This window comes from Allobosea sp. 10L422, from assembly GCF_056395345.1.
In genome coordinates this window covers 185636-210070 of record NZ_JBFTJI010000005.1, presented here as the reverse complement: position 1 = coordinate 210070, position 24435 = coordinate 185636, and the positions used below count along the sequence as shown (strand labels likewise).

At 64.2% G+C, this 24435-nt stretch carries 19 protein-coding genes; 8 read left to right on the top strand and 11 right to left on the bottom strand.

Annotation, left to right across the window (positions count from 1 at the left end; translation table 11 throughout):
* Window positions 1–298 precede the first annotated feature (298 nt).
* The 5 genes from purU to AC1DEZ_RS12765 all read left to right on the top strand — a co-directional run bounded on the left by purU (window position 299) and on the right by AC1DEZ_RS12765 (window position 7048).
* Window positions 299–1162 (top strand): formyltetrahydrofolate deformylase, encoded by an 864-nt coding sequence (gene purU, locus AC1DEZ_RS12785; protein WP_441509392.1) that lies wholly within the window; start codon window positions 299–301, stop codon window positions 1160–1162.
* A 209-nt stretch (window positions 1163–1371) separates the two neighbouring features.
* Window positions 1372–3159, top strand: coding sequence for a peptide ABC transporter substrate-binding protein (locus AC1DEZ_RS12780; RefSeq protein WP_441509393.1), 1788 nt, complete (start codon window positions 1372–1374; stop codon window positions 3157–3159).
* A 153-nt stretch (window positions 3160–3312) separates the two neighbouring features.
* On the top strand, window positions 3313–4272 hold the full coding sequence (locus AC1DEZ_RS12775) for an ABC transporter permease (protein WP_441509394.1): 960 nt from the start codon (window positions 3313–3315) through the stop codon (window positions 4270–4272).
* Window positions 4238–5179: an ABC transporter permease gene (locus AC1DEZ_RS12770; protein ID WP_441509395.1), complete on the top strand. Its 942-nt coding sequence runs from the start codon at window positions 4238–4240 to the stop codon at window positions 5177–5179. The genes AC1DEZ_RS12775 and AC1DEZ_RS12770 overlap by 35 nt, the downstream gene beginning before the upstream one ends.
* Window positions 5180–5197: 18 nt before the next feature.
* Window positions 5198–7048 (top strand): ABC transporter ATP-binding protein, encoded by a 1851-nt coding sequence (locus AC1DEZ_RS12765; protein WP_441509396.1) that lies wholly within the window; start codon window positions 5198–5200, stop codon window positions 7046–7048.
* 201 nt (window positions 7049–7249) lie between these two features.
* Here the strand turns inward: AC1DEZ_RS12765 and AC1DEZ_RS12760 are convergent, their stop codons facing one another.
* From AC1DEZ_RS12760 to AC1DEZ_RS12720, 9 genes are all read right to left on the bottom strand, one after another.
* Window positions 7250–8557 carry a TAXI family TRAP transporter solute-binding subunit gene (locus AC1DEZ_RS12760; protein WP_441509397.1) on the bottom strand — a complete coding sequence of 436 codons (1308 nt, stop codon included), beginning with the start codon at window positions 8555–8557 and terminating at the stop codon, window positions 7250–7252.
* Between the two features lie 384 nt (window positions 8558–8941).
* Window positions 8942–10981 (bottom strand): NAD(+) synthase, encoded by a 2040-nt coding sequence (locus AC1DEZ_RS12755; RefSeq protein WP_441509398.1) that lies wholly within the window; start codon window positions 10979–10981, stop codon window positions 8942–8944.
* A 248-nt stretch (window positions 10982–11229) separates the two neighbouring features.
* Window positions 11230–11847, bottom strand: a complete 618-nt coding sequence (locus AC1DEZ_RS12750; RefSeq protein ID WP_441509399.1) for a glutathione S-transferase — start codon at window positions 11845–11847, stop codon at window positions 11230–11232.
* Window positions 11844–12755 carry a glycosyltransferase family 2 protein gene (locus AC1DEZ_RS12745; RefSeq protein ID WP_441509400.1) on the bottom strand — a complete coding sequence of 304 codons (912 nt, stop codon included), beginning with the start codon at window positions 12753–12755 and terminating at the stop codon, window positions 11844–11846. The genes AC1DEZ_RS12750 and AC1DEZ_RS12745 overlap by 4 nt, the downstream gene beginning before the upstream one ends.
* Window positions 12752–13768: a glycosyltransferase gene (locus AC1DEZ_RS12740; protein WP_441509401.1), complete on the bottom strand. Its 1017-nt coding sequence runs from the start codon at window positions 13766–13768 to the stop codon at window positions 12752–12754. The genes AC1DEZ_RS12745 and AC1DEZ_RS12740 overlap by 4 nt, the downstream gene beginning before the upstream one ends.
* The gene (locus AC1DEZ_RS12735; RefSeq protein WP_441509402.1) at window positions 13765–14898 is read right to left on the bottom strand and encodes a glycosyltransferase; all 1134 of its coding nucleotides are present in this window, start codon (window positions 14896–14898) and stop codon (window positions 13765–13767) included. The genes AC1DEZ_RS12740 and AC1DEZ_RS12735 overlap by 4 nt, the downstream gene beginning before the upstream one ends.
* A 16-nt stretch (window positions 14899–14914) precedes the next feature.
* Window positions 14915–16039: a non-hydrolyzing UDP-N-acetylglucosamine 2-epimerase gene (wecB, locus tag AC1DEZ_RS12730; RefSeq protein WP_441509403.1), complete on the bottom strand. Its 1125-nt coding sequence runs from the start codon at window positions 16037–16039 to the stop codon at window positions 14915–14917.
* Between the two features lie 2 nt (window positions 16040–16041).
* Entirely contained in the window at window positions 16042–17055 is a 1014-nt protein-coding gene (locus AC1DEZ_RS12725) for a polysaccharide biosynthesis protein (RefSeq protein WP_441510095.1), read from the bottom strand.
* Between the two features lie 29 nt (window positions 17056–17084).
* Window positions 17085–17942, bottom strand: coding sequence for a dTDP-4-dehydrorhamnose reductase family protein (locus AC1DEZ_RS12720; protein WP_441509404.1), 858 nt, complete (start codon window positions 17940–17942; stop codon window positions 17085–17087).
* Here AC1DEZ_RS12720 and AC1DEZ_RS12715 point away from each other — a divergent pair.
* The 3 genes from AC1DEZ_RS12715 (at window position 17935) to AC1DEZ_RS12705 (ending at window position 21729) form a co-directional block, all read left to right on the top strand.
* A complete protein-coding gene (locus AC1DEZ_RS12715; RefSeq protein ID WP_441509405.1) occupies window positions 17935–18948 on the top strand; it encodes an ABC transporter permease in 1014 nt (337 codons plus the stop codon). The genes AC1DEZ_RS12720 and AC1DEZ_RS12715 overlap by 8 nt on opposite strands.
* A complete protein-coding gene (locus AC1DEZ_RS12710) occupies window positions 18938–20386 on the top strand; it encodes an ABC transporter ATP-binding protein (protein ID WP_441509406.1) in 1449 nt (482 codons plus the stop codon). Before AC1DEZ_RS12715 ends, AC1DEZ_RS12710 begins: the two co-directional genes overlap by 11 nt.
* A 266-nt stretch (window positions 20387–20652) precedes the next feature.
* Window positions 20653–21729: a TylF/MycF family methyltransferase gene (locus tag AC1DEZ_RS12705; protein ID WP_476779777.1), complete on the top strand. Its 1077-nt coding sequence runs from the start codon at window positions 20653–20655 to the stop codon at window positions 21727–21729.
* Between the two features lie 175 nt (window positions 21730–21904).
* On the opposite strand, the gene AC1DEZ_RS12700 is transcribed toward AC1DEZ_RS12705, so the two are convergent.
* Window positions 21905–23011: a class I SAM-dependent methyltransferase gene (locus AC1DEZ_RS12700; RefSeq protein ID WP_441509408.1), complete on the bottom strand. Its 1107-nt coding sequence runs from the start codon at window positions 23009–23011 to the stop codon at window positions 21905–21907.
* A gap of 311 nt (window positions 23012–23322) precedes the next feature.
* Window positions 23323–24366, bottom strand: a complete 1044-nt coding sequence (locus AC1DEZ_RS12695) for a glycosyltransferase family protein (protein ID WP_441509409.1) — start codon at window positions 24364–24366, stop codon at window positions 23323–23325.
* Between the last annotated feature and the right edge of the window lie 69 nt (window positions 24367–24435).

Below are 24435 nucleotides of genomic sequence, written 5' to 3'. Positions count from 1 at the left end.
GAATAAACATTCCATTTCCGGCATAGGCAAGTCAAGACGATCCGGACGCTCGCGTTGACAAAAAGCGGCGAAGGCGGTGTTTGGTCCGGCATGGTCCCCGACCAGCGAGCCCGTGCAAACCATACGATCATGACGACCGCGAGACCGAAGGCCCTTTCCCGGCCACAGCGTAGCTCAGAACCGGTCGCCTTCCGGCGCGCGACCGGACGAGGTTGACCGCAGCGCGCCGCGCGCAGCCGTCTTCGTTCCGCGTCGTTGTCGTTTCCTTGAAAGGGCCGCCCCCTCGGCGGCGTCAGCCATGCTCGATCTCAGCTCGACCCTCACCCTCGCCTGCCCGAACCGCCCGGGCATCGTTGCCGCCGTCTCGACCCTGCTGTTCGAAGCCGGCTGCAACATCCTCGACGCCCAGCAGTTCGACGACACCGAGTCCGACCGGTTCTTCATGCGCGTCGTGTTCAACCGGCTCGAAGGCAGCCAGCCGCACGAGGCCATCGCCGAAGCGCTCGCCGAACTCGGCCGGCGCTTCGGCATGGAGCTCAGCCTGCATGAGGCCAGCCGCCGGAAGCGCGTCATGCTGCTGGTCTCGAAATTCGACCATTGCCTCGCGGATCTGATCTATCGCTGGCGCATCGGCGAATTGCCGATGGACATCGCCGGCGTCGTCTCAAACCACGCGCGCGAGCACATCGCCTCGACCGATCTCGGCGACCTGCCCTTCTACCATCTGCCGGTCACCCGCCAGACCAAGATGGAGCAGGAAGGGCAGATCTGGCAGTTGATCCAAGAGACGCAGACCGACCTCGTCGTTCTCGCACGCTACATGCAGGTCCTGTCGGACGGGCTTTCGGCCAAGCTCGCCGGGCGCTGCATCAATATTCATCATTCCTTCCTGCCCGGCTTCAAAGGCGCCAAGCCCTATCATCAGGCGCATGAGCGCGGGGTGAAGCTGATCGGCGCCACCGCGCACTACGTGACCTCCGATCTCGACGAGGGTCCGATCATCGAGCAGGACGTCGAGCGGATTTCGCATCGCGACACGCCCGACGACCTCGTCCGCAAGGGCCGCGACATCGAGCGGCGGGTCCTGGCGGGTGCCGTCCTCCATCATCTGGAGGACCGCATCATTCTCAACGGAAAGAAAACTGTCGTCTTTACGGGGTGACCCGCATAAAATTGCGACATCGCGTGAATGGAAGGCACATTCATGCAAAGCTTACCGCTTCAAACCGCCCAAAGCCCTCACCGGGACCGAACGGTCCCGCGCCGCACAGTTGACGCTTTCGTTGGCACATGCCTTGCTGAGACCATCAACGAGAAAACGGCGCGAAAGCGCTGGGGATGACTTATTGTTTATATGGTGGAGGCAGTTCGATGAATGAGCAGGAAATCCGCGGCATGGTCGCGGATGTGAAGGGTGGCGCGCTGTCGCGACGATCCTTCATCCAGAAGATGGCGGCGGTGGGTATTGCCGCGCCGATCGCGAGCCAGATCCTCGTCTGGAACGGCGTTGCGATGGCGGATGCCACGCTGCCCTACAAGCCGACCAAGGCCGGTGGCGGCGGGCCGCTGAAGATCCTGCTCTGGCAGGCCCCGACCCTGCTCAACCCCCACTTCGCCTCCGGCACCAAGGATCAGATCGCCTCGCGCATCTTCTTCGAGCCGCTCGCCGGCTGGGACAAGGAAGGCAACCTCATTCCGCAGCTCGCGGCTGAAGTTCCGACCCGCGCCAATGGCGGCCTCTCGGAGGACGGCAAGTCCGTCACCTGGAAGCTGAAGCCGGGCGTGAAGTGGCATGACGGCAAGCCGCTCACCGCCGACGACGTCGTCTTCACCTGGGAATATGCCAAGGATCCGGCGACAGCCGCCTACACCACGGGCGCCTACAAGGACATCAAGGTCGAGAAGGTCAACGACCTCACCGTCAAGGTGATCTTCCCCGAGGCGACGCCGTTCTGGGCCGACGCCTTCGTCGGCGTGACAGGCCAGATCCTGCCGAAGCATCAGTTCGGCGATTACATCGGCGCCAAGTCGCGCGAGGCTCCAGGCAACCTGAAGCCCATCGGCACCGGCCCCTACAAGTTCGTCGAGTTCAAGCCGGGCGACATCATCACCGCCGAGCGCAATCCCGACTACCACGTCAAGAACCAGCCGCATTTCGACACGCTTGAGGTCAAGGGCGGCGGTGACGCGGTCTCGGCGGCGCGCGCCGTCCTCCAGACCGGCGAATACGACTACGCCTGGAACCTGCAGGTCGAGGACGAGGTCCTCAAGCGCATGGAGACCGGTGGACGCGGCAAGGTCAGCGCCGTGCCCTCGGGCGACATCGAGTTCATCATCCTGAACCCGACCGATCCGTGGACCGAGGTCGATGGCGAGCGCTCCAGCGTCAAGACCAAGCACCCGACGCTGTCCGACCCCAAGGTTCGCGAAGCGATCAACCTGCTGATCGACCGCGATTCGGTGCAGAAGTTCATCTATGGCCGCGGCGGCACCGCGACGGCGAGCTTCGTCAACGAGCCCAAGCAGTTCAAGTCGCAGAAGCTCAAATACGAGTTCAACATCGACAAGGCCAACAAGATCCTCGACGAGGCCGGCTGGAAGAAGGGTGCCGACGGCATCCGCGAAAAGGACGGCAAGAAGCTCAAATACGTCTTCCAGACCTCGATCAACGCCCCCCGCCAGAAGACCCAGGCCATCATCAAGCAGGCCTGCCAGCGCGCCGGCATTGACCTCGAGCTCAAGTCGGTCACGGCGTCGGTGTTCTTCTCGTCGGACGTCGCCAACCCCGACACCTACACCAAGCTCTATGTCGACATGGAGATGTATACGACGACGCAGCCGCAGCCTGACCCGGAGCGCTTCCTCAACCAGTTCACCTCCTGGGAGATCGCGACCAAGGAGAACAAGTGGCTCGGCCGCAACGTCTCGCGCTACTCGGACCCTGAGGCCGACAAGGCCTACAAGGCCGCGCAGAAGGAACTCGACCCGGCCAAGCGCGCAGCGCTCCTGATCAAGGTCAACGAGATCTTCTGCGAGGCCAACATCATCCTGCCGCTGCTCTCGCGCACCCGCGTGGCTGCAGCCTTGAACAATATCTCCCACGACCACTCCGGTTGGGACGTCGATACCTGGAACCTCGCGGCCTGGTATCGCAGCTAAGTGCCGATTAGCCCCTCGCGGAGAGGTGATCTTCGCGAGGGGCGCTTTTGCACCCGCTCATCCCCTCGGCTTTCGGTAGCTGCAAGGGGTGAGTAGGTTGCAATCGGCGTTCGGTCCGCGGCGACGCCGCGCACGCAAAGAGAAAAACACTACATGGCGACCTATCTCATACGGCGGCTTCTGATCGCCATTCCCAGCCTTCTCGGAATCAGCCTGATCCTGTTCACGGTGCTTGCATTGGCGCCGGGCGATCCCTTTTCCGAGATGGCGACGAATCCCAACGTGCCGCCCGAGGTGCGTGAAGCCATCCGTGCCAGCTTTGGCCTGAACGACCCGATCATGGTGCGCTATCTGCGCTGGCTCGGCGCGATGGTGCAGGGTGATTGGGGCTTCTCCTTCGCCAGCCGCATCAATGTCGACCAGCTCATTCTGCAGCGCGTGCCGACGACGCTGTTCGTGGTCGGTTCCTCGCAGATCCTGGCGCTATGCATCGCCCTGCCGGTCGGCATCTACGCGGCGACGCGGCCCTATTCGGTCTTCGACCAGATCGCCAACACGCTCGCCTTCGTCGGCTTCTCGCTGCCGACCTTCTTCACCGGCCTGCTCTTCATCCTGCTCTTCTCGGTGACGCTGGACTGGTTCCCCTTCGTCTATCGCTCCGACGTCGCCGCCACCGGCTGGCGCTGGTACTGGGAGATGTTCCGCCAGGCGATCATGCCGATCATGGTGCTCGGCCTGTTCCAGGCGGCTTCCTATACGCGCTATGTGCGCTCGGCCGTGCTCGACGTCATCCGGCTCGACTACGTCACCACGGCGCGCGCCAAGGGCCTCAGCGAACGCAAGGTCACGCTGCGGCACATCACGCGCAACGCGCTGATCCCGGTCGTGACGCTGGTCGCGCTGCAGATGCCCGCCGTCTTCGGCGGCGCCATCGTGACCGAGCAAATCTTCCGAATCCCCGGCATCGGTTCGCTTCTGATCGACGCGATCCTCGCCAACGACACACCTGTGATCATGGCCGTGACTTTCGTCTTCGCCTGCCTGGTGGTCCTGTTCAATCTCATCGCGGATGTCCTTTATGGCTGGCTCGACCCTCGCATCTCCTTCAGCTGATCCGATGGCAACCGCAGCAGCCACCACCGCCGTGGTCTCGCCGGGGCGCGAGACGTGGCGCCGGTTCCGCCGGCACAAGCTCGCCATGGCCAGCACCTTCGTGCTCGCCTTCCTGATCCTCGCTGTCGTCGTCGGGCCCTGGTTCTGGACCATCCCGATCAACGATATCGACTTCTCGGCACAGCTCCAGGGGCCGTCCTGGTCGCACCCGCTCGGCACGGACGACCTCGGCCAGGATATCCTGGCGCGGATGATGTATGGCGGGCGCATCTCGCTCGCCGTCGGCCTCGCCGCGATGATCGTGGCGACCATCGTCGGCGTCATCGTCGGCGCCTTCGCCGGCATGTCCCGCAAGGTCGCCGACCCCGTCCTGATGTGGGTGACCGACCTGTTCCTGTCGCTGCCGCAGCTGCCGCTGCTGCTGCTGATCATCTACCTGTTCCGCGAGCAGCTGAAGGCGGTGTTCGGCGTYGAGGGCGGYGTCTTCGTSCTGATCGTCGTCGTCATCGGCGGGCTGCGCTGGATGCCGGTGGCGCGGCTGGTGCGCGCGCAGTTCCTTTCGCTGCGCGAGAAGGAGTTCGTCGAGGCAGCCCGCGCCCAGGGCGCGACCAAGTTCCGCCAGATGACGCGCCACATCCTGCCCAACGCGCTCGGTCCGGTCATCGTCGCCTCGACGATCGAGGTGTCATCGGCGATCATCGCGGAATCGACGCTCTCCTTCCTTGGCCTCGGCTTCCCGCCGGACATCCCGACCTGGGGGCGTCTGCTGTTCGACGCCAAGGACCACCTCGACTCGGCGCCGCACTGGGCGCTGTTCCCCGGCGCCGCGATCTTCCTGACCGTGTTGTCGATCAACTTCATCGGCGACGGCCTGCGCGATGCGCTCGACCCGCGCCGCGTGATCTGATCCAGAGAAGGACCCGAAATGACCTCCCCGATCCTGTCGGTTTCGAACCTCTCGACCTCCTTCCGCGTGGAAGGCCAATGGAAATCCGTCGTCCGCAACATCTCCTTCGACATCAAGCCGAAGGAGACGCTGGCGGTCGTCGGTGAATCCGGCTCCGGCAAGAGCGTGACCGCGCTCTCGATCATGCGCCTCACCCCGCCCCAGTCGAGCAAGATCGAAGGCTCGATCAAGCTCAACGGGAAGGAGCTGTTGACGCTGCCGGATTCCGACATGCGCCACATCCGCGGCAACGAGATCGCGATGATCTTCCAGGAGCCGATGACCTCGCTGAACCCGGTGCTGACCATCGGCTTCCAGATCGCCGAGGCGCTGATCCTGCATCGCGGCCTGTCGCGCTCGGAGGCCGAGGCCGAGACGGTCCGCCTGCTCGAGAAGGTCCGCATTCCCGCGGCGAAGTCGCGCTTCCACGAATATCCGCACCGCTTCTCGGGCGGCATGCGCCAGCGCGTGATGATCGCGATGGCGCTGGCCTGCAAGCCGAAGCTCCTGATCGCCGACGAGCCGACCACCGCGCTCGACGTCACCATCCAGGCGCAGATCCTCGAGCTCATCAAGCAGTTGCAGGACGAAGAGGGCATGTCCGTCCTCTTCATCACCCATGACATGGGCGTCGTCGCCGAGATCGCCGACCGCACCGTCGTGATGTACAACGGCGACGAGATCGAGACGGGCAACACCGACGACATCTTCCGCAATCCGCAGAAGCCCTACACCAAGGCGCTGCTCTCGGCCGTGCCGAAGCTGGGCTCGATGGAGGGCCGCCGGCGGCCGATGCGCTTTCCGGTCGTCGACCGCGCGACCGGTCTCTCGGACGTGCCGACCGAGGTGCCCGATACCGTCCAGGCGGCCGAGCGCCCCGTGCTCGAGGTCGCCGGCCTCACCACCCGCTTCGAAATCCGCGGCGGCCTGCTCTCCTCGGTCAAGGGCCGGGTTCACGCGGTCGAGAACGTCTCCTTCAGCCTGAAGGCCGGCGAGACCCTGGCGCTGGTCGGCGAATCCGGCTGCGGCAAGTCGACCACCGGCCGCTCGGTGATGCGTCTGATCGAGCCGCTCGCCGGCTCGGTGCTGCTCGACGGCGTCGACGTCCTCAAGCTCAACCAGCATGACCTGCGCGAGCAGCGCAAGCGCATGCAGATGATCTTCCAGGACCCGTTCGCCTCGCTCAATCCGCGCATGAATGTCGGCACGGCCGTCGCCGAACCGCTGCTGATCAACAACCTCGCCACCCGCTCGGAAGCGCGCGACAAGGTCGCCGACCTGCTCAAGCGCGTCGGGCTGCTGCCTGAGATGGCCAACCGCTTCCCGCACGAATTCTCGGGCGGCCAGCGCCAACGCATCTGCATCGCGCGTGCGCTCGCGGTGGAGCCGCGCCTGATCGTGGCGGACGAGGCGGTCTCGGCGCTCGACGTCTCGGTGAAGGCGCAGGTCGTCAACCTGATGCTCGATCTGCAGGCCCGCATGGGTCTGGGTTATCTCTTCATCTCGCACGACATGGCGGTGGTGGAGCGCGTCAGCCACCGCGTCGCGGTGATGTATCTCGGCGAGATCGTCGAGATCGGCCCGCGCGAGGCGATCTTCCAGAACCCGCAGCATCCCTACACCAAGCGCCTGCTGGCGGCGGTGCCGATTGCCGACCCGGCCCGGCGCCTGGAAAAGCGCCCTGTCTCGAACGACGAGATCAAGAGCCCGGTGCGAGCGCCCGATTATGTCGTGCCCGTGCGCCAGTACCGCGAGGTCTCGCCCGGCCATGCCGTGATGATCTGGGGCGAGGAATGGGAAAAGAAGGAGCCCGCCGCCGTCGCGGCCTAAGTCCTTCGAAACTCGAAACGATCAGCCCGCGGCGCCAGCCGCGGGCTTTTTACTGGGCGGCGGGAATGTCCCAGTCGGGTGGGACGCGGAAGCTCGTTGGGCGCCGTCCCTGGGCCGGGTGGCGCCATGCGCCGACCTTGGCCTCGGGACCGTAAGCGGGCGCTCATGCGATCCTCCTGCCTGGGCCGGAGGCCCAGCCTTCTAGATCGACACCGAAGAATGCCCGGAGGCTCGCATGCCCCGGGAACTCAGCAGTGCCCGGCGCTCCCTGACGGAATAACGGGCGTGGTTGATCGCGAGGGCCATCGTGGAATCATTGCCAGAGCGGCCAGCGGAGGCAACGGCCTCGGCGATCAGGTGATGAAGTGAGCGATCAAGCGCCTCCAGTGCCTCGGCATCAGCGCTCTGCGCCTGGTCGGCGATCTGGATCAACTGCCCGATCCGCCCCTGTTCCTGATGCATGCGCCTCGACTTCACACTCCCCATGATAATCGTCGCAAGCGAAGCCAGGAGGCTGAACAGGGCCGCCGCAAGGTAGAAATAGCCCTGAAACTCATCGAAAAAGCTCTGTTCGCCGTTGTTGAGGTAATTGGCGACGCCGGGATGGATCGGCAGGATGGGGTTCTTCGCGTCGGGGTCTGGCGCTTCGATTTGGCTCGCCAGGGGGGTCAGCGCAGTCAGCTTTGACTTGGAGGTGAAGAGGGTCCGGCCTATGGCCCCGGCGACAAGATCGAGCATCGTGTCAGGCGCGACGAGCCGGTATGTCACGGCGAGCGTCGTGACCGTGTCGTCGGGCGTCGCCGGGCGAGACTTGAAGGCACCTTCCGGCACATCATACGACTCGAACGCCGGAAAGCGCCGATTGAAGGCATCCGCATCAGAGAACGCCAGGATCGTCGGTGTCCCCGCGGCCCCCTTGGCCATCGCCGTAACGGCGCCCACCACCTCCCCCGGCCCGATGGGCCCCACGGCAAGGATGGCGGCAACGTGCCGTAGGTGAACCGCCGCGACCAGCTCGTCGGGCGAGAGGAACAGGCGCTTCACCTCTTGAGGCGCGACATTGTAGTAGCTCAGGATCACGTCGAGCAGCACGGAGTTGGTGTCCTGCAGACGCCCTTGCGGAATTGCGATCGTCTTGCCGGCGAGTTTGCCGATGCTGTCGATGGCCGATTTCGGCGGGAGCACGAAAGCGACGACGTCTCGGCGCAGGATCGCGATCGTCTGGCCATTGGTCGGAGGCGAGACGTCACTGCGGATCAGCGCGAGGTCGACATCGCCGTTTTCGATCGCTTTTGAACTGGCAGCCAGATCGTTGACCTGAACGGGTTGGAGCCTGATGCGGGGGTGATCCTTGGCCGTCTCGGTGATGAGAGCGCCGATAAAGCGCTGAGCGTCGGTGCCGAAGGCCCCCGTTGTCACCCGCAAGGTCGCGTGCGGGGACCAGTAATGGATTGCCGCCGCGAGGGCGGCGACGATGAGGAGAGCCCCTGTCCATAGGACAAATCGCATCGACCTGTTCCCCCGTCTTCGGCTGGCTCAGCCGCTCTGTCCGGCGAGTAAGGCGCTCCCCTATTCTTGGACAGATCGGTGGGCTTTGCCCAGCTTGGTCGCGATCCCCGTCGTCGTCGTAGCCGCCTCCGGCGCCTGACCGCCCAAGGTGAATGTAGCCTCGATCAGCAACTCGGTAATCACCTTCGTTGAACGATGATCTCGACAAGGTGCCGCCGGGAGCCGATCAAGGCGCCGTCAGGAGGCCCGGCCGGGTTCGGATAGGTTGCCCGGCGCCTTGGGGAGATCGTTCCGAGCAAACGCGCGCCACGCAGGGTCGACCGCCGACGTGACGGGTTTCGCCGTTTGGGCTGGGATAGAGGCCGCCGGCCCCGGCTCCCTCCCTCAATCCGGAATCCGCTCCCAGTCCTTGAGCCATGGTGCTGCCGACGCATCGCTCGGCGCGCGCCAGTCGCCGCGCGGCGAGAGCGAGCCGCCGGACGAGACCTTCGGGCCGTTCGGCACGGCCGAACGCTTGAACTGGCTGGTCTCGAAGAAGCGGCGGATGAAGACACCGAGCCAGCGCTTGATCACCGGCAAATCGTAGGCGACGCGCTTGCCCGCTTCCATGTTCGGCGGCCAGTCGCCTGCTCCGGCATCGCGCCAGGCATGCTCGGACAGGAAAGCGATCTTGCTCGGGCGGAAGCCGTAGCGCGTCGTGTAGAACAGGTTGAAGTCCTGCAGCGCGTAGGGGCCGACGAAATCCTCGGTCTTCTGGGCGGGCTTGTCGCCATCGCCCGGCACCAGCTCCGGCGAGATCTCGGTGGCGAGGATATCGAGCATCACATCCGACGCCTCCGCTCCGAAGCGGCCGGACTGCGCCACCCAGCGGATCAGATGCTGGATCAACGTCTTCGGCACCGAGCCGTTGACGTTGTAATGCGACATGTGATCGCCGACGCCATAGGTGCACCAGCCGAGCGCGAGCTCCGAGAGGTCGCCGGTGCCCATCACCAGGCCATTGTGCCGGTTGGCGAGGCGGAACAGCACGGAGGTGCGCGCGCCGGCCTGCACGTTCTCGAAGGTGATGTCGTAGACCGGCTCGCCCTGCGCGAAGGGATGGCCGATATCGACCAGCATCTGCCGGCAGGCCGGCGTCATGTCGATCTCCTCGGCGCTGACGCCAAGCGCCCGCATCAGCCGCCAGGCATTGTCCTTGGTGTCCTTGCTGGTGGCGAAGGCCGGCAAGGTATAGGCGAGGATGTTCTCGCGGGGCAGGCCCAGCGCATCGAAGGTGTGGGCCGCAACGATCAGCGCCTGCGTCGAATCGAGACCGCCGGAAACGCCGATGACGACCTTGTCGAGCCGCGTGCTCTCCAGCCGCTTGCGCAGGCCGTGCGACTGGATGTTGTAGGCCTCGAAGCACAGTTCGTTCAGCCTGGCATCGTCGCTCGGCACGAAGGGGAAGCGCTCGACGGTGCGGGCGAGGCCGAGATCGTTCTCGCGGTCTGGTTCCAACGTGAAGTCGATGCGGCGGAAGCCGAGCCGGTCGCGGTTCACATCGGCGCTGTCGCCGAAGGTGTTCTGGCGGATGCGGTCCATGGCCAGCCGTTCGAGATCGATATCGGCGAGGGTGAGCTGCGGCTCGGCGGCGAAGCGCTCGGCTTCGGCCAGCAGCGCACCATTTTCGTAGATCATCGCCTGCCCGTCCCAGGCGAGGTCGGTGGTCGATTCGCCGGTGCCGGCAGCGGAATAGGCGTAAGCCGCGATGCAGCGGCCGGAATGGGCCTTGCAGAGCGCATGGCGCCAGTCCGACTTGCCGATGGTGACGTTGGATGCCGAGAGATTCAGCAGGACGGTCGCGCCCGCGAGCGCCGCAAAGGACGAGGGCGGGATCGGCGTCCAGACGTCCTCGCAGATCTCCATATGGACGACGAAATCCGGGATATCGGCCGCAGCCAGCAGGATATCGGTGCCGAACGGCACGTCCTGGCCGCAAAGATCGATATAGAGCGCGCTCGCCCGCTCGCCCGAGGCAAACTGCCGGCGCTCGTAGAATTCGCGATAGTTCGGCAGATAGGTCTTGGGCACAGCGGCGAGGATGCGCCCGCGATGAACAGCGACGGCGCAGTTGAACAGCCGCCCCTCGACCCGCAGCGGCGCCCCGACGACGACGACGCCACGCAGCGCGCGGCTCTCCTCGACGAGGCGACCCAAGGCGTCGCGCACGGCATCCAGCAATGCATTCTGCTGCAGCAGATCGTCGATCGCATAGGCGCTGATGCCGAGTTCGGGAAACAGGGTCAGCGACGCCCCGCTCTCATCCGCCCGCCGCAGCATCGCGATCGTCTCGGCCACGTTGAAGGCCGGATCAGCCACCTTGAGGCGCGGCGCGGCGCAAGCGATCCGGACGAGACCGTGCGAATGGATGTTGCGGAAACTCATGGAGACTCCGTTAGGCTCGGACGCCGACAACACGGCCACTGCTTATCGCGCAGACGATAATCCCAGAGCAATGCTGCTCCTGCATCCCGGCCCGGCTGACGGATCAAGAAACCCAAGGCAGGTCAATCCAGCCGCTAGCCGCTATTCCGCCAGTGTTGAGGCGATAGGCATCCGCCTGCCCAGATATCTCGACGGAAGCTTCGTCGCCGAGCAATACACATCCCGGCCACCTTCCAGGCAAGGACCGCTCAGCGCGAGGCTGCGGCAGGATCGCGATAGCGCGTCGCCTCGAAAGCAGGCACCTGTGCCGCGAAACGATCGAGCCAGCCCGTCAGCATAGGAAACTCCGTCCGCCAGGCGCCTTCAAAGCGCAGGTCGAGATAACCAAGCGCCGAGGCAAGGGCGAAATCACCGATCTGGAGCCCGTGATCAGGTCGGGAAACAATCTGAGCGGCGCGCGCCAGGCCGCGTGACATCTTGCCCTGCTGATGCGCTACCCAGCGCGGTTCGCGCTTTGCTTCTTCGCGCCAGCGCCGTTCGTAGACAACGAGGACGATCGCCTCCATCACGCCGTCGGCCAAAGCCTCGTAGGCTCGAGCGACGAAGCCGGCCTCCCCCTGCGGTGTCAGTGGGCTGCCGGCGCGGACGTCAAGATAGGCGGCGATCACGGCGGAATCGAAGAGTGCCTCACCCTGTGGCGTGACCAGCGTGGGAATTTTGGCGAGTGGATTGGCAGCAAGGAAGGCAGCGTCGGGCGCGCCCGTATCGACGAAACGCTCCTCGACCTGCCCATCCAATCCTAGATGGCGCGTCAGCATGCGCACCTTGCGGGCGAAGGGCGAAATCGGCGCGCAGTAGAGGATCATCCGCCGCGTCCTTTCATAGCACGCACCAGCCGCCCGCGAGCCACCGCCCCGGCCCCGGCCGCGAGGCGACCGAGCGTGTGCACGGGCCGCTGGGCGAAGGCTCCTGCCGCCGGGCGCAGGATGGCGCCGAGCTTGCCCTCGAAGGCATAGGTGCCGACCGCCTGCAACCAAACGTCGGCCACCGCCTTGCGGCGGTCGGCCGGTGCAAGGGCCGCGAAGACATCGCGATGCTTCGCGAGCAGCAGCTCGGCCGAACGCTCCACAACCTCCCCTAGTCGCGCGCGGCGATTATAGACGCGCGCCAGCGGTTCGCGAACCGCGACGATCGTGCCCTTGCGCGTATAGCGGATCAGCCAGTCCCAGTCCTCGAAACGGGGCAAGGTCTCATCAAGCGGGCCGATGGTGTCGAAAACCGCACGGCGCGTGAGCTGTGTCGTGCCGGGGCTCAGGTCGCAATCCATCGCCAGCCGCCGCGCCCAATCGGGGCTGTCCTCCAGTGGCTGCATTCGCGTGACCGCATGGTCGAGCAGATGCATCTCGACGCCGGTGCAGGAGACGGCGGCCTCGGCGGGCGCGGCTTCGAGCGCCGCAACCTGGATTTCGAGCTTGCGCGGGAACCATTCGTCGTCGGAGTCGAGAAAGGCGATCAAAGCTCCGCGCGCGTTGGCCACGCCGACATTGCGCGCGGCAGAGGCGCCGCCATTGCGCTCGCGGCGCAGCAGCCGCACACGCGGATCGTCGATAGCGGCGACGGTCGCGACGGAATCGTCACTCGAAGCGTCGTCGACGACGATCACCTCGATGTCGCGGAAGCTCTGCGTCAGGGCACTCTCCACCGCCCGCCGGATGGTGGCGGCGCGGTTGAACATCGGGATCACGACGCTGACATGCGGTGTCGATGCCGTCATGTCTCCTCCTTCCGCGGGATGGGATCGAGACCGAATGTCTGGTCGAGGACCGCTTGCCTGTTGAATCGGGCAGGCAGCAAGGGCGACGCGAGCGCGTGCAGCCAACCCGACAGAGGCTGCGCCGCAGCGTAGGCGAGATGGCCTGCCGCCCGGCGCTGCGTGGCCTCGACCGGCTCGGCCCAGCGCCATTTCAGAAGATAGGATTGCACGGCATAGCGCAGAGCCGGTGTGTCGGGCGCGCGAAGCCCGACGAGCGCAGCATGATAATAGGCGGCGCTGAGCGCCTGCGGCCCCAGCCTCCGCACATGTTGGGGAAGATCAGATCGGCCCAGGAGGCGCTTGATCGTTTCAATTTTCTGGAGCGCCAGCCGCGGACCTTGGCCGCGGCGGGTCGCGCCACCGGCGTGCAACCGCCAGGTAGCAAGCACGTGTGGGAGTCGCCTGACCTTGGCGCCACGCGAGCCGAAACGCAGCCAGAAGTCGTAATCGGAGATCAGTGAGGCGCGAGCGTCGCGGACAGGCTCGCCGGCGAGAACACTGACCCGAAAGAAGGCGCCCGGGCCGGGAATGCAGAAATGCTGGCCGAGCAGCACATCGTAGTCGTATTCGCGCGTCGCGATGCGCGCGAGTTGCCGCCCGTCCGCCTCGATCTTGAGCCAGTCGGGATACACAGCATCGAGGGTGGGATCGTCGTGGAAGGCGGCCCGCACCGCATCGAGGAGGCCAGGCAGGATCGGGTCGTCGGCGTTCACGATCCCGACGATGTCGCAGGCCGCATGTGCGATCCCGGCATTGACGGCCTGTGCCTCGCCTGCATTGGCCTGTGCGACGAGCTCGATCGGCAGATCGGCAGCGACGAGGCGCGCCCGCGTGTCATCGGTCGAACCGTCGTCGACCACGACGTAACGGTCGCCGGGACGCAGTTGCTCTGTGACGGAGCGCGCCGTCTCGACAATGTAGTCGGCGCCGTTGAAGACCGGCGTGACGACGGCGAGCCGAGGACCCGACGTCATGACACCTGCTCCTGCGCGGCAAGGCGGCGATAGAGCGCTTCATAGGCGCGCGTCATCGTGTCGAGCCCGTAATGCGTGCGGGCTTCGGCAAAGGACGCTGCCCAGCGCGGATCTCCGGCCCGCGCGAAGGACAAGGCAGAAGCCAGCGATCGCGGGTCGGCGGGCGGTGCCAGCGCCTCGGGCGGACAAGGCAGCCGCCCGACATCACCGATGCGGGTCGCGGCGATCGGCTTGCCCATCGCCAGCGCCTCGAGCAACGCCATGGGCATGGCCTCGCCATAGCGCGAGCCGAGCAGAACGGCGTCGGCGGCGTCGAGGAGGCCGGGCATGTCGGCGACTGCCCCGAGTGTCAGGACAGCGGCCTCAAGTCCGCGCGCGGCGATCATGGCGCCCAGCCCCACATCTGAACCGTCCATGCCGCGCCCCGCCAGCAGCAGCCGTGCCTGCGGCGCCTTGCTCCGGAATAGAGCGAAGGCGTCGAGGCAATTGGGCAAGTCCTTCTGTGGATCGTTACGGGCACTCAACAGTACGGCAAAGGCGTCGTCGGAAAGGCCCAAACCGGCGCGGCGCGCCACGCGCCGCGCCGCGTCAGGGCGGAAAAGAGCGAGATCGACACCGTTCTCGATGACGAGGCCGCGTTTCGCCGCATAGCCGCGCGCCTCGTGGAAGGCTCGCGCGGACGACGCGCAATAGACGATCGCATCGGGCGCCGCGCGTGAGCGCGTGGCGAGCGCGCGATCGACCAGATGCAGCAGAGGATTGGCGAGAAGCCGTGGAAAGGTGGTGTTGTGGATCGACCAGACGAGCGGCGCGCGTGCGCCGACGGCAAGGCTGAGGAACGCGCCGTAATAGAGCCAGCCCTGCACGACGTCGGGCTTGAGCCGTTCGATCAGGGCGCGCAGACGCCGACGTGACGCCGGCAGATGGGTCAAGGCCCCGAAGCGGTGCCCCAGGTCGAAGCCGAGATCCTCGACATGTAGGCTGGCCCGGTCGAAGAAGACCTCGTCCTGCATGAGCGCAACATGGTGGGTTACGCCGTCAGAAGGATGCGTCGCGAGCTCGAACAGCAGCCGTTCAGCACCGCCCTGGCGCAGATGGGGCGCAACATGCAGGATTTTCAGCCCGGCCATGCCGCGCCCTCTCGCCTCACGGTTTGCGCCACACCGTGCGATTTATGTAGTCGATATAGCTCAAAACGATAGCAACGACCTTGCGCGACACGGGGCCGGCGACATAGTCGGCGACCGGCCGCGGCGTGAGTCCGGCCACGTCGGCGTGCATGACGAAGCGCACGGAATCGAGAACCGACTCGCGCGTGAGGCCGCACATCACGAGCGTGCCCTCATCCATGCCCTCGGGACGCTCATGCGCCTGGCGGATGGTCACGGCCGGGAAACCCAAAAGCGAGCTTTCCTCGGTGATCGTGCCGCTGTCGGAAACGACACAGGCGGCTGTCATCTGCAGCTTGATGTAGTCGTGGAAGCCGAAGGGCGGCAGAAACCGGATGCGAGGATCGAGATCGGTCTCGCCCAGCGCCTCCAGCCGCTTGCGCGTCCGCGGGTGGGTCGAAACGATCACCGGCCAATCATAGGTTTCGGCGAGGCCCTTGAGCGAATCGAGCAGGTCGGCGAGATTCCGCTCGCTGTCGACATTTTCCTCGCGGTGGCTGGAGACGACGAAGAAGCGACGCTCGGTCAGACCGAGGCGATCGAGGACGTCGGAGGCCTCGTAGCGGGGGCGGAAATGCTCGAGCACCTCATGCATGTGCGAGCCAACATTGAACGTGAGCTCGGGCGGCAGCCCCTCGGCAACCAGATAGCGCCGCGCATGCTCCGTGAGCGTCATGTTGACGTCGGAGAGGTGGTCGATGACCTTGCGGTTGAGCTCCTCGGGAACGCGCTGATCGAAGCAGCGATTGCCGGCCTCCATGTGGAAGACGGGAATCTTGCGCCGCTTCGCCGCGATCACCGCCAAGCCCGAATTGGTGTCGCCATAGATCATCAAGGCGTCGGGCTTCTCCTGCTCCATCACCGCGTCGGAGCGCTTGAGCACCTCAGCGATGGTGTCGATCGCCGAGCCGCCCGCCGCCTCTAGGAAATGATCGGGCTTGCGGATGTCGAGATCCTCGAAGAACACCTGATTGAGGCCATAGTCGTAATTCTGGCCGGTGTGGACGAGGACGTGCTGCGTCTGCTCGTCGAGCAGGGCGATGACGCGGCACATCTTGATCAGCTCGGGGCGGGTGCCCACGATCGACATTACCTTGCGCATGTCTAGCCTTGCAGCTCAGCCTGGATGTAATCGAGGCCGAGGAGCAACTTCTTCACCCCCTCGACGTCGAGAATCTCGGTGTTGTCGGAGGTATAGTCCTCCGCCATCGAGATCGCGCTTTCGCCTTCGACGAAATATTTGGCGTAGTTGAGATCGCGATCGTCCTGCGGCACGCGGTAATAGCCGCCATGATCGATGGAGCGCGCCATCTCCTCGCGCGAGACGAGCGACTCATAGCGCTTCTCGCCGTGGCGGGTGCCGATCACCTTGACTGGAACGCGCTTGTCGAAGATCTGCATCACCGCCTCGGCGAGATGGCCGATGGTCGAGGCGGGCGCCTTCTTGATGAAGATGTCGCCCTGCTCGGCGTTGCGATAAGCATAGATGACCAAATCGACCGATTCCTCGAGCGACATCAGGAAGCGGGTCATGTTCGGATCGGTGATGGTGATCGGCTGGCCCGCCTTCACCTGCGAGACGAAGAGCGGGATCACCGAGCCGCGCGAAGCCATGACGTTGCCATAGCGGGTGGCGCACAGCGTGGTATCGCTCTTGGAGAGCAGGCGGGCCCGAGCGACCGTGATCTTCTCCATCATCGCCTTGCTGATGCCCATGGCGTTGATCGGATAGACCGCCTTGTCGGTGGAGAGCACGACGACACGCCGAGCGCCGGCGTCGATGGCGGCTTCGAGCACGTTGCCCGCACCGAGGACGTTCGTGCGCACCGCCTCCATCGGATAGAACTCACAGGAGGGCACCTGCTTCAGCGCCGCAGCGTGAAAGACGAAATCGACGCCGCGCATCGGGGCGCGCAAGCTGCCGGGCTCGCGCACGTCGCCGATATAGAACTTGACGCGATCGTTCTTCAGCTCGAGGCGCATATCCTCCTGCTTCTTCTCGTCACGGCTGAAGACACGAATCTCGCCGATGCCCTCGCGCAGAAAGCGGCGCAGAACAACGTTACCGAAGGATCCGGTTCCGCCCGTGATGAGCAGGGTCTTGCCCTTGATATCCATGGGATAGGTCACTTTCTCCTAGCGTGCGCTCAGCGTGCGGCGTGCATGCGTGCGATCAGCTCCGGCCAGGCCGGGGCCACGTATCCCGTTGCCGCCTGGAAGCGCGAGCCGTCCATCGAACGGTCGATCGCGACCGCATCGTCGGGGATGATGTCGATCGTCTTCCCGTATTCCTGCGCCACCAGCTTCAGCAGCTCGAATTTATCGATCTTGCCAGCGGCGACATGCCAGAGGCCGCGCAGCTCCGGGCGCGGAATGACGACATCCCGAATGACGCGCGCGAGTTCGACCGTCGGCAGGCCGGTATAGATCGCCTTGCGATACCCCTTCACCGCGGGACCGGGCTGACTCAGGAACCAGTCAACCAGCGAATGGGCAGAATTGAGCTCATGCCCGATGATCGACGTGCGCAGCGTGATCGCGTTGGGATAGTCGACCTCGCCGAGAAACTTGCTCTTGCCATAGAGATCTTCGGCGTTCGAAAGGTCCGTTTCCTTGTAGTCACCCTTGCGGCCGTCGAAAACGCAATCCGTCGAGATATGCACGAAACGCGCCCCGGCCGCCGCACAGAGTTCAGCGAGACGGTGCGGCAGCAGCGAATTCAACGAGATGGAGACAAGCGGGTCCTTGGCGGCAGAAAGTTGCTTGACCACGCCGATGCAGTTGACCACCACGTCGGGCCGCGTCTCGCCAATCATCCGGACAAGGCCGTCCTGATCGGCCGCATTGACCCCTCCTAGCAGGCGGGCCGTCGCACTCTGCGGGAGCCCGACCGGCGCACCGCCACGGATCGTGCCGACGACGTCGAAGCCCGGCGACGCGGCAAAGAACCGGTAGGCGGCGTTGCCGAGCATGCCCGCCGCGCCGAGAATGAGGATTTTGGTCAAGGGCATCTCCGCTCAAACGGTGAAACGGCGTCTTTCCGTCGCAATCGCGTCCGCCGAGGCGAGCAGGATTTACTCAACCGATCCGGGATTGTCGAGCCGCCCGACCCGCACCACGACAGAACGCGTTTGCGGGACGCGGATACGAGGTGCTAAAGGGGCGCCGCGGCCGACCACCCGGTGCGGCTGGAGTCCAAGGATTAAAGCGTTGACGAGTTGGGGCGACCATCTGCGCCAAACGACAGAACTGACCCTGCGCCTAACAATGCGTGACTTCGAAGCGCGCTATCGTGGCAGTGTATTGGGCGTCGGCTGGGCTTTCCTGACGCCACTGCTGACGGCGCTGATCTTCACCTTCGTCTTCTCCGCCGTGTTTCGGGCTCGCTGGGGAACCGGGCAAGACGGGACCGATGCCAACTTCACCTTGATTCTGCTCGTCGGCGTTCTGCTGCACTCGATGCTCGCGGAGACGTTGAACCGGGCTGCGGGATTGATCCTCGCCCATAGCAGCTACGTCAAGAAGGTCGTCTTCCCGCTCGGCATCCTGCCCATCGTCGTCGTATTGGGGGCCCTGATCACCGCAGCCTTCGGCCTGCTGATCGTCGTGCTGGGCCATTTCCTGCATAGCGGTCACGTCGAGGCGACCGCGCCGCTCTTTATTCTGATCGTCATCCCCTATCTGCTGCTGCTGCTCGCGACGGCCTATGTGCTTTCAGCCCTGGGCGTCTATCTCCGCGATATCGGACAGATCGTGGCTTTCATCGTCACGGCCTCGATGTTCCTGACGCCGATCTTCTATCCGATCTCCTCGGTTCCTCCTGGTTTCCGGGCCGTGATGCAGCTCAATCCCCTGACCATCGTGGTCGAGGAGTCCCGCAATGTGCTACTGTTCGGCAGAGCTCCGGACTGGCAGGCCCTGGCATTTCTGTGGCTGGGAGCGCTGGTGAGCCTGCCCGCCGCGTTCTGGGTCTTCAATCGCCTGCGCGCGGGTTTCGCCGATGTCCTCTGAGATCGCGATCGAGGCCACACGGCTCGAAAAAGCCTATCACATCTATCAGAGCCCATCCGACCGGCTCGCCCAGGCCGTGATGCCGCGTCTGCGGCGGGCGATGGCGCCAGCCCTGCGCGCGTTCGGCGTGAAATGGCCGGAGAAGAACTACTACACCAATCACTGGGCTCTCAAATCCATCACCTTCGAGGTTCCGCGCGGCGACAGCATGGCGATCATCGGCCGCAACGGCTCCGGGAAATCCACGCTGCTGCAGCTCGTATGCGGGACCCTGGCCCCCACTGCGGGCGAGGCGCGCGTCAAGGGGCGCGTCGCTGCGCTGCTGGAACTGGGATCGGGTTTCAACCCGGAATTCACTGGCCGCGAGAACGTCTATCTCAATGCCTCAATCCTTGGCATGAGCCGCGAGGAAACGCAGGCCCGCTTCGACGACATCCTCGCCTTCGCCGATATCGGCGACTTCATCGAAAGACCGGTGAAGACCTATTCGACTGGCATGGCGATGCGCCTGGCCTTCGCGGTGATTGCCCATGTCGACGCCGACGTGCTGATCATCGACGAGGCGCTCGCGGTCGGCGACGCCTATTTCCAGCAGAAATGCTTGCGCTGGCTCCGGCAGTTCCGCGAACGCGGAACAGTCTTGTTCTGCGGCCATGACACCGGCGCGGTGATGAGCCTGTGCGACAGCGCGATCTGGATCGACAAGGGCGATCTGGTGATGCAGGGCTCCGCGAAGGATGTCTGCGAAGCTTATTCAGCGGCCATCATGAGCCAGGCGCAAGGATTGTCGGATCGGCCGGCCCCGCGGCCTCGCGTCAAGGCGAATGCGGGCCCGGCCGATGCGCCGGCGACGGCGGGCGAGGAGACTCCGCCCGCAGCGAAGCCGAAACGCGCTTCGCTCCCCGAGCCGCCCAGGCCGGACCGTCCGGCCATCTTCGACACCATGGCAGATAGCGCCGATTTCGGGAGCGGCAAGGCGCGCATCCAGCGCGTGAGCCTCACCCATGCCGACGGCTCACCGCTGCATTGGATAGAGGGTGGGGAGGACGTGCAGCTTGTCATAGACATCGCCGTCCTCGAGGATTTCGAGGCGCCGATCGTGGGCTTCCACGTCAAGGACCGTCTCGGCCAGCCGATCCTCGGCGACAACACCTTCCTCAAGACTCTCGCCAACCCGCTCACAGCTCGTGCCGGCCAGACACTCGAAACAACCTTCGCGTTCCGATTGCCCGCGCTCGCGTCCGGACGCTATTCGGTGACCGCCGCCTGCGCTTCCGGAACGTTGGAGAACCACGTGCAGCATCAATGGATGCACGACGCGTTGATGTTCGACGTCCATTCGCCGTTCCGGAACGGTGTTCTGCTCGCGATCGATATGGACCGCGTCGAGATCGCTCCTGTCGAGCCGCACCAGCCGAAGGAAACGACCGATGCTTGACGCCGATGAATGTCTAGCCGGGGCCACCACGGGTCGACACGGGCCGCCACCAAGGTCGTCGGTTCATTAATTAGCCAGTGCCGCTCCTGGATTCAGGATCTCGGCAATGGGTTGTATGGAACTGACAATATTTTGTAATCCACGAGTGGCGTCGAAAGTTTGGTCTTTCTCCGCCGGGTTGATGATGCGAGCGCTCGATTTTCCGCAGGGTTGGGTGCGCAGCGATGGGTAGTCCAGTGACGCAATCTTCTTTCACCAGCAGCCTTTTGCGCCGTCTTCCAATTTTGCGCGAGGAAGCGCGCAAGCGCGACGATTTGCGCGAGGCAGCTCGCAAGGCCGCCGAAGAGCGCGACGCCTGGCGCGAGACCGCGCGCAAGTCTGCAGAGGAGCGTAACGCCCTGGTCGAGCAGTTGGCCGCGAAGGCGACGCTGGAGGACCAAGTCAACCATTTGCTCCAGCGGATCGGCGCCTATCACGATTCCACATATCTGAAGCTGGACAATGTCTCCGCCCAGATCCTCGGCGTGAGTGCGCGTCAGGAGGAAGCTGTCGCTCGCCTCGGGCGCCGGCTGCGCGGCGACGGCGCCAGCCTTGGCGGCGATGGGCGCGCCGCGGAGCTCTACCTCGACCTGCTGGAAGCGTCGCTGACCGGCCTGCTGATCGAGGATGCTTCGCAGGCACCCTGGACGGAGCGGAAGTTCGACCCGTCGCTGCGCGCCATCGGCCGCGACTGGCCCGAGCAGGCGATCACGATGATCGGAACCGCGCGCATGCGCAATCTGCGGATGCTGGCGACACGGGCGTTGGAAGAAGGCGTTCCCGGCGATTTCATCGAGACCGGCGTATGGCGGGGTGGCGCCTGCATCTACGCTAAGGGAATCTTCGAGGCTTATGGCGCAAAGGATCGCAAGGTCTTCGTCGCCGATAGTTTCCGCGGCCTGCCCGAACCCGACTCAGCTCACAATCCGGCCGATACTGGCGACACCCACCACACCTATGGGCAGCTCGCTATTTCCCGTGAGGCCGTCTCCGGCAATTTCCGCCGCTACGGGTTGCTCGACGAGCAAGTCGTCTTTCTTGAAGGCTGGTTCAAGGACACGCTTCCCGCCGCGCCGATAGACCGGCTGGCGGTGCTGCGCCTCGACGGCGACATGTATGAGAGCACGATGGATGCGCTCAACGCGCTCTATCACAAAGTATCGCCGGGAGGCTTCGTCATCGTGGACGATTATGTGCTCGAGCCCTGTGCCAAGGCGATCCATGATTTTCGTGGTCAGCATGGCATCGAAGCGCCAATGGAGCCCGTGGACGGCGCTGCGGTCTGGTGGCGTGTTCCCCTATGAAGCATGACGCGGTTTCACAGCGCGAGGCGAGCATTCGACGCTGACCGTGCCTTTTAGCATCGGATTGAAAAGTGGAAGCCGCTTTTCGATCCGATGCCGAGTCCTCTTTGGGCACCAAGCGTTTGGCACCAGCGCCCTCGCCATTTCCCTTAGGCAGGCGACAGCATGACGCCTCTCAGGAAATCGTCGCGAAAAAGGCTCCCCCTTTGTGGTTTGCGCCATCAAGATTCGGATGGCGCCACATGGATGAGAAGATCGCGTGAAGCTCTGGCGTCTCGCCAATAAAATAGGCGGCGAAATCGGGCCTCAACTTATCACCGGCAAGCAGCCAGCAGGCCAGTAGATACTGTTCATTGAAATACCATTCCAACCACGCAGCCGGGTAGTCGTCCGGCAGGAATACGTCATGTATTCCAAATACGGTTCCGCTCTTGAGACGGGGGAGTATTTCGTTAAAAAATACGGTTACATCGCTATTCTGAAAAGACCGGTGACTACCGTCGAAAAATATCATATCGCTTGACGTAGCTTTCTCGAAAAATTCGATAGGAACATCCTCAAGCGGCGCTCGAATTACTTCATCGCAAATTGCGTCGATTTCGGTACGCGGCTCCGGATCAATTGATATCAGTTGCGTGTCAAGGCGATGATCGCGGATCGCGCGCCTGGCAAATTTGGTGGAAAAGCCCGAACCAATCTCGATCAGGCGCCGCGGCTTGTGGAGCGCTATCATTCCATAGAGCGCCATCGCGTCCAGGGCAGGGAAAGCCGGATTAACCCAATTCGGTTCAGTTGCATCCGCAACAGGATTGCTCGGGATCGTCAGCATCGGCTCCAGCAAAGGGAGCATCGTGCGCATTTGCGAAGCAAATTGATGCGAGCAAGCCTTTAGCCGAGCCAGCATGAGCGGCTCAGGTGGCTGACCATAGCCATGGCGCACTTTTGGAGTAACCGGAAAGTCCAGTTCAATGAGCTGACGGCGGTTCTTGAGATATAGCCAATGCGCGTTGCGGTCGCTTTCTTCGGCCGAGACCCCGGGACCAGAGCCGATTGCATCCTGCTTTGAATGCAACCCGTAGTGTGCAGTTGCGCTCGTCCGCCCTTCCGCATCCGACTGCGCAAGCAACGCGTTTAGCTCCGCAGCCAACCTGTCCGCTTCCTGCCTCGCTGCTATTCTCCCTGTCTCGGCCTGCAGGGCAAAATCATGCAGGCGACGAAAGGGCGGAAAGAGGCGGGCAGTGTCGCGAGCGATCCGACGCAATACCATCACAATTACTCGCATCCTGTTATCGAAGGCCGAAGCAACTGTCGTACGCAGGAGAAATTCAAGCTTCGACGCTCGGAGAGCTCAGAGTTCCACAAAGCTGGATCAAAAGGCAAGGCGATTGCCGCTCTGATGAAGTGCAGCCTGGCTCAGGGCTTCGACGGCATTGAGCCTGGAGCTTCTTCAACAAGCTCAAGAAGGTCAGGGCTATCGCAGTCGGGTACGGCGCGTTTCTCGCGTACCCGTGAGCTTCGCAAAACTCGCCGCTTTGGTCACTTAACCCGGATAGCAAACTATCGCCGCCGCCTCAACATCAGCGCCGCCCATCGTCAGACGCCTCGGTCCCCGATGCTTGGGCCTGCTTCCGCCTCGCCATCTTTGTAACCAAGAAACCGGCGCACCACACGCTCCATCTGCGGCAGGGTGAAATCAGCGAGAAATGCCCGTCTCGCGGCCAACGCCGTCGCCTCATACAGCGCGCGATCCTCGACCAGATGGGCGAGGCCGTTATAGACCGCCGACGGCAGAAGGTCACGGCAGAGATAGGCTGCGCGCCGTTCCTTCAAATAGGCGTAAGGCGCCGAGTAAGACGGGCCGTGAAACAGGATCGGCCGCCCCGCCGCCAGATAGGTGGGAACCTTCGACGGAAAGCTGAGACGCGAGACCTCCGCCATCCTTTCCGCGAAAGGATAGGGGCAATAGGCGATGTCGCAATGCCGGGCGATCGTTCGGATCACGTCAGGTTGATCCATCCAGCCCATGAACCTGAGATGCTCATCAGGAACGTCGTTTGGCGGTCGCTCGTGGCCGAACGTCATTAAAACGACCTTCCGTTCACCGACCCGCCACTTTGCGATCTTGAGGGCTGCGACCAGTTGTGCCCACTCCTCGCTGGCATAGAACTGGCCGACCATGCCGATGACGACGCTGTCGTCGCTGACAAGCTTCGGCGGCGGCGCTTGGGCGAGCGCCGGGTCGATCGAGGCGATGACCGCTGTCGAGGGGACGCCATAGGTCTCCTCATAGTGCCGCGCCATCGGGTCCGATGCCGCGGCACAGCTCGCCGCCTGCCGCAAGGTGCGATCGAACATCGCGAGATCGAGCTGGCGATTGACCGGGTCGACCCCGTGGGCGTCGAGCCACCAGCGCAGCGGGTCCCAGACGTGAACGCGCAACGGCACGCCGAGCCCCCGCGCCACAGGCGCGGCGATACGCACCATCGTCTGCCCCTGGAGAATCGCCCACAGATCGGTCGCACCTACCACCCGGCCGTAGTCGATCGCTTGGCGGATGAGGCGGCGGGGCAAGGCTATGCGCCTCATCGCCTCGATCGCCGCCGCACCCGCTCTCCCCACCCTGATGCCGCGCAGCACCCGGCTCTGCAATTCGGTGGGCTTGCGGACAGTCTTCATCTCGATGCCCGCTAGATCGTCGTAGCGCTT

What these genes read in the sequence shown, in the direction of transcription:
- purU (WP_441509392.1), top strand. Translation starts at nt 299, where the DNA reads ATGCTCGATCTCAGCTCGACCCTCACCCTCGCCTGCCCGAACCGCCCG.
- AC1DEZ_RS12780 (WP_441509393.1), top strand. Translation starts at nt 1,372, where the DNA reads ATGAATGAGCAGGAAATCCGCGGCATGGTCGCGGATGTGAAGGGTGGC.
- AC1DEZ_RS12775 (WP_441509394.1), top strand. Translation starts at nt 3,313, where the DNA reads ATGGCGACCTATCTCATACGGCGGCTTCTGATCGCCATTCCCAGCCTT.
- AC1DEZ_RS12765 (WP_441509396.1), top strand. Translation starts at nt 5,198, where the DNA reads ATGACCTCCCCGATCCTGTCGGTTTCGAACCTCTCGACCTCCTTCCGC.
- AC1DEZ_RS12760 (WP_441509397.1), bottom strand. Translation starts at nt 8,557, where the DNA reads ATGCGATTTGTCCTATGGACAGGGGCTCTCCTCATCGTCGCCGCCCTC.
- AC1DEZ_RS12755 (WP_441509398.1), bottom strand. Translation starts at nt 10,981, where the DNA reads ATGAGTTTCCGCAACATCCATTCGCACGGTCTCGTCCGGATCGCTTGC.
- AC1DEZ_RS12750 (WP_441509399.1), bottom strand. Translation starts at nt 11,847, where the DNA reads ATGATCCTCTACTGCGCGCCGATTTCGCCCTTCGCCCGCAAGGTGCGC.
- AC1DEZ_RS12745 (WP_441509400.1), bottom strand. Translation starts at nt 12,755, where the DNA reads ATGACGGCATCGACACCGCATGTCAGCGTCGTGATCCCGATGTTCAAC.
- AC1DEZ_RS12740 (WP_441509401.1), bottom strand. Translation starts at nt 13,768, where the DNA reads ATGACGTCGGGTCCTCGGCTCGCCGTCGTCACGCCGGTCTTCAACGGC.
- AC1DEZ_RS12735 (WP_441509402.1), bottom strand. Translation starts at nt 14,898, where the DNA reads ATGGCCGGGCTGAAAATCCTGCATGTTGCGCCCCATCTGCGCCAGGGC.
- wecB (WP_441509403.1), bottom strand. Translation starts at nt 16,039, where the DNA reads ATGCGCAAGGTAATGTCGATCGTGGGCACCCGCCCCGAGCTGATCAAG.
- AC1DEZ_RS12725 (WP_441510095.1), bottom strand. Translation starts at nt 17,055, where the DNA reads ATGGATATCAAGGGCAAGACCCTGCTCATCACGGGCGGAACCGGATCC.
- AC1DEZ_RS12710 (WP_441509406.1), top strand. Translation starts at nt 18,938, where the DNA reads ATGTCCTCTGAGATCGCGATCGAGGCCACACGGCTCGAAAAAGCCTAT.
- AC1DEZ_RS12700 (WP_441509408.1), bottom strand. Translation starts at nt 23,011, where the DNA reads ATGCGAGTAATTGTGATGGTATTGCGTCGGATCGCTCGCGACACTGCC.